Annotated in this window: 13 protein-coding genes; 4 read left to right on the forward strand and 9 right to left on the reverse strand. The window is 65.5% G+C overall.

Translation table 11 applies throughout. The features are described from left to right. A partial coding sequence (locus H8B02_RS16985) for a glycerate kinase type-2 family protein (protein WP_229167284.1) occupies positions 1–1,038 on the forward strand: 1,038 nt, incomplete at its 5' end. A 140-nt stretch (positions 1,039–1,178) separates the two neighbouring features. On the opposite strand, the gene H8B02_RS16990 is transcribed toward H8B02_RS16985, so the two are convergent. Beyond that, on the reverse strand, positions 1,179–1,697 hold the full coding sequence (locus tag H8B02_RS16990) for a MarR family winged helix-turn-helix transcriptional regulator (RefSeq protein WP_229167285.1): 519 nt from the start codon (positions 1,695–1,697) through the stop codon (positions 1,179–1,181). A 180-nt stretch (positions 1,698–1,877) separates the two neighbouring features. Here H8B02_RS16990 and H8B02_RS16995 point away from each other — a divergent pair, with 180 nt between their 5' ends. From H8B02_RS16995 to H8B02_RS17005, 3 genes are read left to right on the forward strand one after another with little or no spacing between them, the layout of a single operon-like run. Further along, positions 1,878–2,918 (forward strand): branched-chain amino acid ABC transporter permease, encoded by a 1,041-nt coding sequence (locus tag H8B02_RS16995; protein ID WP_229167286.1) that lies wholly within the window; start codon positions 1,878–1,880, stop codon positions 2,916–2,918. Between the two features lie 5 nt (positions 2,919–2,923). Further along, the gene (locus tag H8B02_RS17000; protein WP_229167287.1) at positions 2,924–4,693 is read left to right on the forward strand and encodes a branched-chain amino acid ABC transporter ATP-binding protein/permease; all 1,770 of its coding nucleotides are present in this window, start codon (positions 2,924–2,926) and stop codon (positions 4,691–4,693) included. After that, positions 4,690–5,421 carry an ABC transporter ATP-binding protein gene (locus H8B02_RS17005; protein ID WP_229167288.1) on the forward strand — a complete coding sequence of 244 codons (732 nt, stop codon included), beginning with the start codon at positions 4,690–4,692 and terminating at the stop codon, positions 5,419–5,421. The genes H8B02_RS17000 and H8B02_RS17005 overlap by 4 nt, the downstream gene beginning before the upstream one ends. Before the next feature lie 75 nt (positions 5,422–5,496). Here the strand turns inward: H8B02_RS17005 and H8B02_RS17010 are convergent, their stop codons facing one another. The 8 genes from H8B02_RS17010 to H8B02_RS17045 form a co-directional block, all read right to left on the reverse strand. Beyond that, on the reverse strand, positions 5,497–6,648 hold the full coding sequence (locus H8B02_RS17010; RefSeq protein WP_229167289.1) for an ABC transporter substrate-binding protein: 1,152 nt from the start codon (positions 6,646–6,648) through the stop codon (positions 5,497–5,499). 103 nt (positions 6,649–6,751) lie between these two features. After that, complete coding sequence (locus tag H8B02_RS17015; protein ID WP_229167290.1) at positions 6,752–7,171, reverse strand: acyl-CoA thioesterase; 420 nt, start codon at positions 7,169–7,171, stop codon at positions 6,752–6,754. Between the two features lie 63 nt (positions 7,172–7,234). After that, positions 7,235–7,996, reverse strand: a complete 762-nt coding sequence (locus H8B02_RS17020; protein ID WP_229167291.1) for an SDR family NAD(P)-dependent oxidoreductase — start codon at positions 7,994–7,996, stop codon at positions 7,235–7,237. Positions 7,997–8,016: 20 nt separating this feature from the next. Continuing rightward, positions 8,017–9,888, reverse strand: coding sequence for a feruloyl-CoA synthase (locus tag H8B02_RS17025; protein WP_229167292.1), 1,872 nt, complete (start codon positions 9,886–9,888; stop codon positions 8,017–8,019). Then, positions 9,885–10,679: a crotonase/enoyl-CoA hydratase family protein gene (locus tag H8B02_RS17030; protein WP_229167293.1), complete on the reverse strand. Its 795-nt coding sequence runs from the start codon at positions 10,677–10,679 to the stop codon at positions 9,885–9,887. Before H8B02_RS17030 ends, H8B02_RS17025 begins: the two co-directional genes overlap by 4 nt. 355 nt (positions 10,680–11,034) lie before the next feature. Further along, positions 11,035–11,496 (reverse strand): DUF3237 domain-containing protein, encoded by a 462-nt coding sequence (locus H8B02_RS17035; protein ID WP_229167294.1) that lies wholly within the window; start codon positions 11,494–11,496, stop codon positions 11,035–11,037. Positions 11,497–11,561: 65 nt separating this feature from the next. Then, positions 11,562–12,866 (reverse strand): TRAP transporter large permease, encoded by a 1,305-nt coding sequence (locus tag H8B02_RS17040; protein ID WP_229167319.1) that lies wholly within the window; start codon positions 12,864–12,866, stop codon positions 11,562–11,564. An 18-nt stretch (positions 12,867–12,884) separates the two neighbouring features. Further along, positions 12,885–13,394 (reverse strand): TRAP transporter small permease, encoded by a 510-nt coding sequence (locus H8B02_RS17045; RefSeq protein ID WP_229167320.1) that lies wholly within the window; start codon positions 13,392–13,394, stop codon positions 12,885–12,887. Positions 13,395–13,440: the final 46 nt, after the last annotated feature.

The following is a 13,440-nucleotide window of genomic DNA, read 5'->3' on the forward strand; positions in this document are numbered from 1 at the left end:
CGCCGCATCAAGGTGGTCGAGGCCGGCCACCCCGTGCCCGATGAAGCCGGCCTGCGCGCGGCCGACGATACGCTGCGGCTGGCGGCGGAAGCCACCCCCGACGATCTCCTGCTGGTGCTGCTGACCGGCGGCGGCTCGGCGAACTGGATCGCACCCGTCGAGGGCGTGAGCTTTGCCCAGAAGCAGCAGGTCAACCGCGCGCTGCTGCGCTCCGGCGCGCCGATCGGCGAGATGAACATCGTCCGCAAGCATCTGTCGCGCATCAAAGGGGGGCGGCTGGCACGCGCCGGCCAGCACGCCGCCGAGATCGTGACGCTGGCGATCTCGGACGTGCCGCATGACGATCCCTCGGCGATCGCCTCGGGGCCGACGGTGCCGGATCCGACTACGCTCGCGCATGCCCGCGCGCTGGTCGCGAAGTACAACCTCTCGGTCGATGACGCGGTCCGCCGCGCGCTCGACGATCCCAGGAACGAGAGCTGCAAGCCGGGCGATCCCGCCTTTGCGCGGGCGACGTTCGAGCTGCTGGCAAAGCCTAAGGCCTCGATCGACGCCGCGGTGAAGGTCGCGCAGGACGCCGGCTACGAGACCATCGCGCTCGGCGCCGATCTCGAAGGCGAGGCCCGCGACGTCGCGGCCGGGCACGCCAGGCTCGCACTGAAAGCCCGCGGTGAGCGCAAGCGCGTCGCGATCATCTCCGGCGGCGAACTCACGGTGACGGTGCGCGGCAATGGCCGCGGCGGCCCCAACCAGGAGTACGCGCTGGCGCTGGCCGACCTGCTCAAGGACACGCCCGACATCTCGGCGCTCGCCGCCGACACCGACGGCGCCGATGGCGGCGCCGGCAGCGCCGCTGATCCCGCCGGGGCCGTGATCGACCAGGCGACATTCGCGAAGATGAAATCGATCGGCCTCGATCCCGGGGCCTATCTCGAGAACAACGATGCCACCGGCTTCTTCGCGCAAACCGGCGATCTGTTGCTGACAGGCCCGACGCTGACGAATGTCAACGATGTGCGCGTGATTTTGGTGGATTGATCCACCTTCGTCATTCCCCGGTGCGCAATTGCGCACCTGAGGGCAGCCCGAAGGGCTGAGCCCGGAATCCATTCAGCCGCGAAGCTTGCTGCGCAATGGATTCCGGGCTCTCGCTTCGCGAGCCTCGGAATGACAGGGCCTCAAAACTCCTGCGCGAGCTTCGCCAGCATCTCCAGCAGCGCGGCGTGGTTGGCCGGGCCGAGCACCTCGATCAGCCGCGCCTCGTGCTTGTTGGCGACCAGCTTCTTGGCGCGCGCCAGCACGGCACGGCCCCTGTCGGTCAGGACCAGGATGTGGGAACGGCGGTCATTGGTGGAGCGCATCCGCGCGCAAAGGTCGCGGCTCTCCAGCGCGTCGAGCATGGCGACGAAATTCGGCCTGAGGATGCCGAGCGTGTTGGCGATCTCGGTCTGGTTGCGGCCCGGATTCTTGTCGAGCAGCAGCAGCACCGAGAACTGCGCCGGCGTCAGCTGCAGCGGCGCGACGCAGCGCAGGAAGTCCTCGAACACCTTGAGCTGCGCACGCTTCAACGAATAGCCCAGCAGTCCGGACAGTTCGCCCAGTTGCAGCATGCTGTCGTCCCCGGCAGGATCGACCGGTTCCCTGCGCAGGGCACGCGACGATCTGACGGCATCGGAGGCGGTTTTGGAAACAGTCATCGCTCCAGGCTCGCAATCCCGGTACAAAAAACCCCGCGGGACGCTCGGGGACCTTGAGATTATATCTAATAATCGTTATGCACCATATCAAATATCGACGGCTATCAACAGCCGATCTCGGCCGACCCGACCGGCACAGCCGGCTGCGGCGGTCCGACGCTTGAGGGGGAGCGCTCGGCCTTGAACACAACGATCATGCTGTTCCTGCTGCAGGACGGCATCACCAATGGCGCGATCTACGCACTGCTCGGGCTGGCCCTGGTGCTGGTGTTCGCGGTGACGCGGGTGATCCTGATCCCGCAGGGCGAATTCGTCACCTACGGCGCGTTGAGCTACGCCATGCTGGCGACCGGCCAGGTGCCCGGCACCGTGCGCCTTGCCGTCGCGATGGGCCTTGTCGCGTTCGCGCTCGATCTGTTCTTCGCCCGCAACGCGCTGCATGCCCGGCTGGTGATCCGCTCGGTCGCGCTCAATATCGTCTTTCCCGTTGCACTGCTCGGCCTCGTCTATGCGCTGGTTGGTCCGAACACGCCGATTGCCGTCAACATTGCGCTTGCACTGCTGATCGTGGCGGCGATCGGGCTGTTTCTCTACCGCATCGCCTTCCAGCCGATCGCGCACACCTCCGTGCTGGTGCTGCTGATCGCCTCGGTCGGCTGCCATCTGGCGCTGCAAGGCCTCGGCCTGGTGTTCTTCGGCGCCGAGGGCCTGCGCGCTCCGGCGCTGTCGAATGCCGCGGTGACCGCGGGTCCGCTGCGCTTCACCGGCCAGAGCCTTGCTGTGTATGCCCTGACGGTCGGCTTCATCGTGGGGCTATGGCTGTTCTTCGGCTACACCAAGACCGGCAAGGCGCTGCGCGCCACCGCGGTCAATCGCCTCGGCGCCCGCCTGGTCGGCATCCGCACCACGCTGTCGGGCCAGATCGCATTCCTGCTCGCCTCCGTGATCGGCGCGATTTCGGGCATCCTGATCGTGCCGATCACGACACTCTATTACGACACCGGCTTCCTGATCGGCCTGAAGGGTTTTATCGCCGCCATCATCGGCGGCCTGGTCAGCTATCCCCTGACCGCGGTCGCGGCCATCGTGGTCGGCATCGTCGAGGCCTTCTCGTCGTTCTACGCCAGTAATTTCAAGGAAGTCATCGTGTTCACGCTGATCCTTCCCGTCCTGGTGCTGCGCTCGCTCGCAGCGCCCCAGGTCGAGGAAGAGAAGGACTGAGCGCGATGACACAGCGGCTTCCTCTCATCATCTTCGCGCTCGTGATGGCGGTGATCCCGCTTCTCCCGGGCATCCCGCCGTTCTGGATCGTGCTGCTCGACAATATCGGCCTCGCCGCGCTGGTCGCGATGGGGCTGGTGCTGCTCACCGGCGTCGGCGGCCTCACCTCGTTCGGACAGGCCGCGTTCTGCGGCTTCGGCGCCTACACCACGGCGGTGTTGACCACCGCCTACGGCGTCTCGCCGTGGTTGACGCTGCCGGCTTCGCTCGTGGTCAGCGGCATTGCAGCGGTGCTGCTCGGCATCGTCACGGTGCGGCTGTCAGGCCACTATCTGCCGCTCGGCACCATCGCCTGGGGCATCGGCCTCTTCTATCTGTTCAGCAAGCTGGAATTCCTCGGCCGCAACGACGGTATTTCGGGTATTCCGCCGCTCTCGATCGGCTCGTTCAAGATGCTGAGCCCGGATACGATTTATTACGCGATCTGGGTCGCGGTGCTGCTCTCCGCGCTCCTGACCATGAACCTGCTGGATTCCCGCACCGGACGCGCCATCCGCGCGTTGCGGCGCGGCCATATTGCGGCCGAGGCATTCGGCGTGCAGACGCCGCGCGCCAAGCTCCTGGTGTTCATCTATGCGGCGGTGCTGGCCGGCCTGTCCGGCTGGCTCTATGCGCATTTCCAGCGCGCAGCCAACCCGACCCCGTTCGGCGCGCAGGCCGGCATCGAGTATCTGTTCATCGCTGTCGTCGGCGGCGCCGGTTACGTCTGGGGCGGCGTGCTCGGCGCCGGCATCGTCGTGATCCTCAAAGAGGTGCTGCAGAGCTACCTGCCCTACATCTTCGGCGGCCAGAGCCAGCTCGAGACCATCGTGTTCGGCATCATGCTGGTGCTGCTGTTGCAGCTCGCACCGCAGGGCGTCTGGCCCTGGCTGATGTCGCGGCTGCCGTTCAAGCCGGCCCGCAAGACGCCGGACACATCGGTGAAGCTGGAACACCGTGAGCGGGCGGCGGGAACGTCTCCGGTCCTGCTGCACATCGACAGGGCGCGCAAGCAGTTCGGCGGCGTGCTCGCGGTGAACGATGTTTCATTCGACGTCAACGCCCGCGAGATCGTCGCGCTGATCGGCCCCAACGGCGCCGGCAAGAGCACGACCTTCAACCTGATCACCGGCGTCCTGGGCGCAACCAGCGGCAAGATCGCCGTGCTCGGCAACGAGGTCGCGAACGCTCCGCCGCAGGAGGTGGTCAAGCTCGGCGTCGCCCGCACGTTCCAGCACGTCAAGCTGGTGCCCGACATGACCGTGCTGGAGAACGTCGCGATCGGCGCGCATCTGCGCGGCAATTCCGGTGCGATCTCCAGCATGCTGCGGCTCGACCGCGCCGATGAGGCGAAACTGCTGGCGGAAGCCGCGCGGCAGATCGCGCGCGTCGGCCTGTCCGACCAGATCGACCAGCTCGCGGGTTCGCTGTCCCTCGGACAGCAACGCATCGTCGAGATTGCGCGTGCGCTGTGCGTCGATCCGATGCTGCTGCTGCTCGACGAACCGGCGGCCGGGCTGCGCCACATGGAGAAGCAGCGGCTGGCCGCGCTGCTCCGGCAATTGCGCGACGGCGGCATGTCGGTGCTGCTGGTCGAGCACGACATGGGGTTCGTGATGGATCTCGCCGACCGCATCGTGGTGCTGGATTTCGGCACCAAGATCGCCGAGGGCACGCCGGCCGCGATCAAGCGCAACCCCGACGTGATCAAGGCCTATCTCGGAGCCGCCGCATGAGTGCGCTGCTATCGGTGACCGACGTCCACATCGCCTACGGCAAGGTCGAGGCCGTGCGCGGCGTCTCGCTCGACGTTGCAGAGAACGAGATCGTCACCATCATCGGCGCCAACGGCGCCGGCAAGACCACGTTGCTCAACGCCATCATGGGCGTGCTGCCGCTGCGGGGCCGCACCGCCTTCGCCGGCACCGACATGGCGCCGCTCGACATCGAGGACCGCGTCGCGACGGGCCTGAGCCTGGTGCCCGAGCATCGCGAGTTGTTCGGCACCATGAATGTCGAGGACAATCTCGAGCTCGGCGCCTTCCGGATCGCGAAGGCAACCGCGGCACGCTCGCTGGAGCGGGTCTACACGCTGTTTCCGCGGCTCAAGGAGCGCCGCAAGCAGCTCGCCGGCACGCTGTCCGGCGGCGAGCAGCAGATGCTGGCGATGGGCCGCGCGCTGATGGGCGCGCCCAAATTGCTGATGCTGGATGAGCCGAGCCTCGGCCTCGCTCCGATCATCGTCGCCGACATCTTCCGCATCGTCGGCGAGCTTCGCGCAGCCGGCGTCTCGGTGCTGCTGGTCGAGCAGAACGCCCAGGCCGCGCTGCAGATCGCCGACCGCGCCTATGTGATGGAGCTCGGCGAGTTCGTGCTCAGCGGCTCCGCGAAGGAGATCGCCGCCAACAAGGGCGTCGCCGCGAGCTATCTCGGCTTCCAGCTCGAAGGCGAGAGCGCGATCTAGGCGCCATCGCCCGCTCGTGAAGAAGCCGGCCCCTCATTGGGACCGGCTACTTCGTTTCCGCAGATCGCGCCCAGCTCACATCGCCGGGACGTATTTGCCGTCCTTGACCGTCAGCAGGATGCGCGAGCGGTCGTCGAGGCCGTAGCGATCCTTTTCGGTCCAGTTGTAGACACCCTGGCTCGCCACGATCTCCTTCTCGGAGATGAACGCCTGGCGGATCGCCTCGCGGAATTCCGGCGTGCCGGGCTTGGCGGTCTTCAGCGCCGTCGGGATGATGCGCTTCAGCACCTCGAAGGCGTCGAAGGAATGGCCGGCGAACTGGCTGCGGCTGTTGGCGCCGTACTTGGCTTCATAGGCCGCGTTCAGCGTCAGGCCCGGCTTCTTGGTCAGCGCGCTGTCGGCTTGCGTTTCCGGCGACATCACCGGGCCCGCCGACATGATGACGCCTTCCGCGGACGCGCCCGCGATGCGGATGAAGTCCATCGTGGCGGCACCGTGGGTCTGGTAGATCAGGCCCTTGTAGCCGCGCTCGCGCAGCGCGGTCTGCGGCAGCGCCGCGGCGGTGCCGGAGGCGCCGACCAGGATGGCGTCGGGATTGGCGGCGACGAGCTTCAGCACCTGGCCCGCGACCGACGTATCCGGACGCGCGAAGCGCTCCTCATCGGTCATGGTCAGGCCCATCGGCACGGCCTGCGCCTTGAAGTCGTTGACCCAGAGATCGCCGTAGGAATCCGAATAGCCGATATAGCCGACGGTCTTGATGTTGTGCGCCTTCATGTGCTCGTAGAGCACCTTGCCCATGATCGGAATCGACTGCGGCAGGTCGACCGACCATTTCGCGCGGGCCTCATTGATCGGGAACGGCGCGAGACCGAGATGCGGGATGCCGGCCTCGTTGGCGACCGTCGACACCGCGATCGTCGTCGGCGTGATGCAGGAGCCCATGATGATGTCGGCCTTGGACTCGGTGACGAAGCGCCGCGTGTTGGTGGTCGCAGCCGTCGGATCGCCGGCGTCGTCGAGCACGATCAGCTTCAGCGGCACGCCGCCGATCTCCTTCGGCACGAAATCGAGCGCGTTGCGCTCGGGAATGCCGAGCGCCGCGGCGGGGCCGGTGGTCGAGATCGAGATGCCGATGGTGATTTCGTTGGTCTGCGCCAGCGCGGATGCACCCGGCAGCGCGAAACCGGCTGCGAGCACTGCTGCGGCGAGAGTGGCCTTCCTCATTCATTCCTCCCTGCGGATATGTTTTTTGGGTTTAAACCAGTTTTGCGGGCCAATTCAGCCCCTTCTTTAGGTCATGAGGGGCCGCGAGTCAGCCCTGAACGAGTCAGCCCTTCATGAAGCGGTCGATGACCTCCTGCGGAAATGGCGCCGATTTCAGCCTGGCGGGATCGTCCGGGTGGCAGCCGACCAGCACCCTTGTCTCGAATGCCTCGATCGCCAACGCCTCGCCCTTGAACACGCGGTGCACCACCTCGAAGCTCGAGCGCTTGATGCTCTCGATCCGGCTCTCGATGGTAATCCAGTCGCCATGGGTCGACGGGATGTGGAATTTCGCCCGCGTGTCGACCATGGGAATGCCGACCAGGCCGTATTTGTGGATGAGGTCCTGCTTCGAGCAACCGGCCGCTTCGAACATGATCGAGGTCGAGTCGTCGAACATCGCGAAGTAGCGCGGGTAGTAGACGATGTTGGCGGGGTCGCAATCGCCCCACTGGATCTGCACGTCGCGCCGATTGACGAACATGGATTATCCTCGATTGAGCTGGATCGATCCGGAAGGGCGTTCTGCGCTCTTCCGGATCATGCTTCAGCGTGGCGCCATCCGGAGCGCGGCATCGAGCCGTACCACTTCGCCGTTCAGATAGGGATTGTCGATCATGTGCAGCGCCAGCGAGGCGAACTCGTCGGCCTGCCCCAGCCGGCGCGGGAACGGGATCGCGGCAGCGAGTGAATCCTGCGCCTCCTGCGGCAGGCCGGCCAGCAAGGGCGTCATGAACAGGCCCGGCGCGATGGTCAGCACGCGGATGCCGAATTGCGCGAGCTCGCGCGCGATCGGCAAGGTCATCGCGACGATGCCGCCCTTGGAGGCCGAATAGGCCGCCTGCCCGATCTGGCCGTCATAGGCCGCGACCGAGGCCGTCGAGATCACGACGCCGCGCTCGCCGTTCGCGAGCGGCTCGAGCTTCGACATCTCGGCGGTCGCAACCCGCAGCATGTTGAACGAGCCGATCAGATTGACCTTGATCACCTTGTCGAAGTCGGCGAGCGCCATCGGCCCTTCGCGGCCGATCACGCGCTTGGCCACCCCGATGCCGGCACAGTTGACCAGCACGCGGGCCGGACCATGCGCCTTGGCGGCGGCAGCGACCGCGGCTTCGGCTGCCGCTGCATCGGCGACGTCGCAGACCACCGCAATGCCGCCGATCTCGGCGGCGACGCTCTCGGCGAGCGTGGCGTTGAGGTCGCAGACCGCGACCTTGGCGCCCTGCGCAGCCAGCCGGCGTGCGGTCGCCGCGCCCAATCCCGATGCACCGCCGGTGACGATGGCGGCCTGGTCCTTCAACTGCATGGCATTCTCTCCTTGAATGGTCAGACGAGTTTGATCACCGATGCCGGCGGCACCGGCGCATAGAGCGCTTCGATGATGTCAGTGCGATGCTCCAGCACCGCACGCTGGTTGATCGAGCCCTTGTCGGTGACCTCGCCGCGATCGATCGACAGCGGTGTGTCGAGCAGGATCGCCCGCGCGATCCGGTTCGACGAACCGGTCGCGCTCGCAAGGACCCGCGCGAAACGTTCACGGAAAGCAGCACGCACCAGCGGGTCGTTGGCCGCAGCCGCGATGGCACCAGAGGCAAGCTGTGGATTGATCAGGCGGCAGCCATCGAGATCGAGGATCACGATCGCCGCCAGCTCGTCGCGGTTGAGCCCCGCGATCACGACGTCGCGCACCAGCGGCGCGCAGGTGCCGACGAAGCGCGCCCTTAAGGGTCCGACGCTGACCCAGGTGCCGCTTGCCAGCTTGAAATCCTCGGCGATGCGGCCATCGAAATCGAAACCGGCATCGAGATCGCCGGCGTTGGCGGGCTTCAGCGCATCGCCGAACTTGTAGAAGCCTTCCTCGTCGAACGCCTTGGCGGTCAGTTCGGGCTGCCGCCAGTAGCCGGGCGTCACGTTCGGACCCTTAGCGCGGACCTCGAGCTTGCCGTTGTTCGGGACCAGCTTCGCGTCATTGCCCGACACCGGAAGCCCGACATGGCCGGAGCGGCTGGTATCGGGCCGCACCGACATGAAGAACGGCGAGGTCTCGGTGGCGCCGAGCCCGGTCAGCATCGGGACGCGATAGCCCGTCTCCTGCACCGCGAGCGCGTCGAGGCTGTTCCAAATGAACGGCGACAGCGCGGCGCCCGAGAAAAACATGGCATGCAGCCGGTGGAAGAATTTTGCCCGGAGGCCGGCATCGTCGCGCAGATAGGGCAGCAGCGATTCATAGCCCTTGGGCACGTTGAAATAGACCGTCGGCGAGATCTCGCGCAGGTTGCGCACGGTCTCCTCGATCCCGCCAGGCATCGGCTTGCCCTCGTCGAGATACATCGAACCGCCGTTATAAAGCGTCAGCCCGACATTGTGGTTGCCGCCGAACGTGTGATTCCACGGCAGCCAGTCGACGATCACAGGCGGCTCGTCCTTCAGGAACGCCAATGTCTCGCGCAGCATCACCTGGTTGGCGCAGATCATGCGCTGGGTGTTGATGACGGCCTTGGGATTGCCGGTCGAACCCGACGTCAGCAGGAATTTCGCGATGGTATCCGGACCGATCGCGGCATGGGTCGCGTCGAGGCGCGGATCTTCCGGCGACGCCATGAGATCGGCGAGCCGCGTCACCTCGCGGCCGGGTACAGCGCCGCGGCTCGCGGCGATCTCGACATCGGGTCCGACATTGGCGCGCAGGGCGTCGGCAAATTTGTCGGCATCATCGACGAAGACGAGGCCCGGCGTCAAAAGCTTGATGACGAAGCTGAGCTTGCCGTAGTCGCGCGACACCAGCGAATAGGCCGGCGACACCGGACAGAACGGAATGCCGGCATAGAGTGCGCCGAGCGCGACCAGCGCGTGATCGATCGAATTGCCCGACAGGATCACGATCGGCCGCTCGGCCGACAGCCCGCGGGCGATCAGCGCGGACGCAATGCGCCGGGTCGCCTCCAGCAATTGCGCGTAGGTGATCTGGCGCCAGCCGCCGCCGGCTGCGCGCTCGGCCATGAAGACGCGATTCGGCTCGGCGTTTGCCCAGTGATGCAGGCGATCGGTGAGGCGAGTGGGAAAGTCGGCGAGATTGAGCTTGGGGCGGAGATAGATCGTGCCGTCGGCGCGGCGCTCGACGGTGACGTCGGGATTGCCGAACGAGATCGGGCGCAGCGGATGCGCACTCGCGGTGGACGCAGACGGCGTGGCGTTCATGTCGGCTTCACCTTGGCGGTCTTGCGATCCAGGAAGGCACGGATGCGCTTCTTGGCCTCCTTGTCGCTCTGCGCCACCGTCGCCATCAGCGATTCCATCAAGAGGCCGGTCTGCGGATTGGCCTCGGCGATCATCGGCAGCGCCTGCAGCACCGCGAAGTTGGTCAGCGGCGCATTGGCGGCGACGCGCTCGGCAAGCTCCAGCGCTTTCGGCAACGCGCCGTCGGCTTCGGTGAGATATTGCGAGAAGCCGTAGGCCGCGCCCTCGGTCGCCGAATAGACCCGGCCGGTCAGCATCATGTCCGCCATCCTGGGCACGCCGATCAGGCGCGGCAGCCGCACCGATCCGCCGCCGCCGACGAAGATGCCGCGCTGACCTTCGGGCAGCGCGAAATAGGCCGACGGCTCGGCGACCCGGATATGCGCGGCGCAGGCAAGCTCCAGCCCGCCGCCGATCACCGCGCCCTTCAGCGCGGCGATCACCGGCACGCGGCAATACTGGATGCGGTCGAACACCCGGTGCCACATCTGGGAATGCACCAGCCCCTCGGTGGCGTCGCGTTCGGTGAGTTCGGAGAGATCGAGGCCGGACGAGAAATGATCGCCGACACCATGGATGACGACGGCACCGACCGCGTCAGGAATCGCTGAAAAACAGTCCCGGAGCGCCAGGATGATGCCGTCATTGAGCGCATTGCGCTTGGCCGGCCGGTTGAGCCCGACGGTCAGCACCGCCCCTCGCGTCTCGATCCTGAGCAGCGAGGCATCACCCGCGTCGGTAGCGTTTCCCATGGCGTTATTGTTTCCTATTCAGAATAGTTATGTTTTATAACTATCATCACAGGAGTCAAGACAGGACATGACGAGGATAGAGTTGGTACGCGCAACTCCCCTCCACCCGTCGTCCCTGCGAAAGCAGGGACCCATAACCACAGGGTCGTGTTGTTGAGATGAGCTGTGGCCACAGCTCTGCGATCCAATTCGCAATCGTGGTTATGGGTCCCGGCTCAAGGCCGGGACGACACCAAATGTGTTGCACGGCCTGTGAGTCATACTTCCGCATTCTCGCGACATGATTTGTCCGAGGCTTGCTTGGCGTTTCGTCCTGGGGCGCGCCGCCTTCCCCTCGTCATTCCGCGGCTCGCGCTCACAACACCTGATGCACGTCGATCACGACGCGGTCGGCGTGGCGGGCGGCGGAGCCGATGAAGATGTGCTCCATCAGCCAGCGGTACTTTTCGGCGCCGGTTTCGAATTTCGGCACGGTGCGGAAGTAGATCAGCTTCGGGTCGACCGGTTCGCCGCGCTTCAGCTTCTCGAGCAGATCGACCGGCCCGAAGCGGATGCCCTTGTTCTCGACATAGATGACGGCGCCGTCGTCGGTCTCGAAGGCATATTTTGCCTCCAGCTCGATCAGCTCGCTGGGCCGGATGATCTGGAAGTCGGCGCCGAACGGCAGCACCTTGCCGTTGACGGTCTCGCCCCTCACCTCGCCGCCGATGATCGGAATGATGCGGCGGACGCCGGTGCCGATGTCGCCGGCGGACGTCACCTCCGCAATCCGGGCGGTGATGGTGAAGACGTATCTGGTCTGGAGCTCGGGCACCATGGAGAACCTATTTCTTGAGGCATGATCCTTTCGGAAAACCGGGTCCCACTTTTCCGGGATCATGCCTAGCCTATCATGCGCTGCGGCAGCCAGGTCGCCAGCAACGGGAACAGGATCAGGATCACCAGCCGGATCAGATCGGTGATCACGAACGGCAGCACGCCGACAAAGATCGTCGACATGTTGACGTCCTTGATGACGCTCTTGATCACGAACACGTTCATGCCGACCGGCGGATGGATCAGGCCGAGCTCCACCGTCATGACGATGATGATGCCGAACCAGATCGGATCGAAGCCGAGCGCGGTCACCACCGGAAACACGATCGGCACGGTGAGGATCACCATCGCCATCGCGTCCATCAGGCAGCCGAGCACTAGATACATCAGCAGGATCAGCGCCAGCACGCCATAGGGACCGATGCCGAGCCCGGTGAGGAACTCAGTGACGTTCTGCGGCGTCTGGGTGATGGTGAGGAAATAGCCGAAGCAGAGCGCGCCGATCAGCACGGTGAACACCGCCGCCGCGGTGCGCGTCGCCTGCAGCAGCGATTGCAGGATGCCGTCCTTGGTCAGCTTGCCCCGGAGGATGCCGATGATGAAGGCACCGACCGCGCCGACCGCGCCCGCCTCGGTCGGGACGAAGAAGCCGCCATAAAGCCCGCCGATCACGAACAGGAACAGCAGCAGCGGCGACCAGACGTCGCGCATCGCAAGCAAGCGCTCATGCCACGACGCCTTCTTGCCTGCCGGCAGGAAGCCCGGCCGCGTCACGCCGATGATGCCGATCGTGATCATGTGCATCGCGATTGCGAGCAGGCCCGGCACCACGCCGGCGATGAACAGCTTGCCGATGTCCTGCTGGGTGATGATGCCGTACACCGCGAGCACCGTGGATGGCGGCAGCATCGCCCCGAGCGTGCCGCCGACCGCGATCACGCCGGTGGAGAAGGATTGCGGATAGCCGAAGCGGCGCATCTCGGGATAGGCCACCGCCGAGAAGGTCGCGGCGGTCGCGACCGACGAGCCCGAGATCGCGGCAAAGCCGCCGCAGGCGGCGATGGTCGCAATGCCGAGCCCGCCCTTCCAGTGGCCGACAAAGGTGTTGGCGGCGCGGAACAGCTCGCGGCTGATGCCGGAGACGGACACGAAGGCGCCCATCAAAAGGAACATCGGGATCACGCCGAAGGAATAATCCGTCACCGTGCGCATCGTGGTCTGACCGACCAGTTTCAGCGCCGGAGCGAAGCCGGTGAGATAGCCAAAGCCGGTGATGCCGACGAGGCCCATCGCCATGCCGACGGGGACACGCAACAGCATCAGCGCGAACAGGCAAACGAAGCCGATGACGGCGACGGCCTCGGCACTCAAATCGAGACTCATGGCCGTCTACTCCGCAGTCTTGATCTTGGCATCGTGGATATCTTCCGGACGGAAGATCAGGCGGTAGGTCCGGATCGCGATCAGCAGCACCGCGGAGACATCACCGAGCCACGACACCAGGAAGAACGGCCAGACCGGAACGCCGAGATCCATGGTGACGATGTGGCTGTTCCGGGTGTCGATCACCTTGTCGACCAGCGTGTAGGTCTGCACCGTCACCACGAACAGCAGCACCAGCGTCGCGAAGATGTCGATCCAGCGCTGATAACGCGGCGAGGCATTGGCCCAGACCAGATCCACGGTGATGTGGGTGCCGCGATAGCTCGTCGCCGCGATGCCCCAGAAGATCAGGATGCCGAGCAGGAACTGGCCGAAATTGTAGTAGTCGGGGATCGTCACTGAGAAGAACTTGCGCATGAACACCGCGGTGAAGGTGTTGAGCGCGACGACGCCGACGAAGAAGGCCGCCACCCATTCGATCGAATCGATGAAGCGGTCCATGAAATTCTTGCGCACCGGCTCGGGTGGACCGGTGATCGCGCCGTCCTGGGAAACTTCGGAA

The sequence above is a fragment of the Bradyrhizobium altum genome (assembly GCF_020889705.1).
Lineage (GTDB): Bacteria > Pseudomonadota > Alphaproteobacteria > Rhizobiales > Xanthobacteraceae > Bradyrhizobium > Bradyrhizobium altum.

Bases quoted from the DNA above. Each gene is read 5' to 3' on its own strand.
- H8B02_RS16990 (WP_229167285.1), bottom strand. From the start codon at position 1,697: ATGACTGTTTCCAAAACCGCCTCCGATGCCGTCAGATCGTCGCGTGCC.
- H8B02_RS17000 (WP_229167287.1), top strand. From the start codon at position 2,924: ATGACACAGCGGCTTCCTCTCATCATCTTCGCGCTCGTGATGGCGGTG.
- H8B02_RS17005 (WP_229167288.1), top strand. From the start codon at position 4,690: ATGAGTGCGCTGCTATCGGTGACCGACGTCCACATCGCCTACGGCAAG.
- H8B02_RS17010 (WP_229167289.1), bottom strand. From the start codon at position 6,648: ATGAGGAAGGCCACTCTCGCCGCAGCAGTGCTCGCAGCCGGTTTCGCG.
- H8B02_RS17015 (WP_229167290.1), bottom strand. From the start codon at position 7,171: ATGTTCGTCAATCGGCGCGACGTGCAGATCCAGTGGGGCGATTGCGAC.
- H8B02_RS17020 (WP_229167291.1), bottom strand. From the start codon at position 7,996: ATGCAGTTGAAGGACCAGGCCGCCATCGTCACCGGCGGTGCATCGGGA.
- H8B02_RS17025 (WP_229167292.1), bottom strand. From the start codon at position 9,888: ATGAACGCCACGCCGTCTGCGTCCACCGCGAGTGCGCATCCGCTGCGC.
- H8B02_RS17030 (WP_229167293.1), bottom strand. From the start codon at position 10,679: ATGGGAAACGCTACCGACGCGGGTGATGCCTCGCTGCTCAGGATCGAG.
- H8B02_RS17035 (WP_229167294.1), bottom strand. From the start codon at position 11,496: ATGGTGCCCGAGCTCCAGACCAGATACGTCTTCACCATCACCGCCCGG.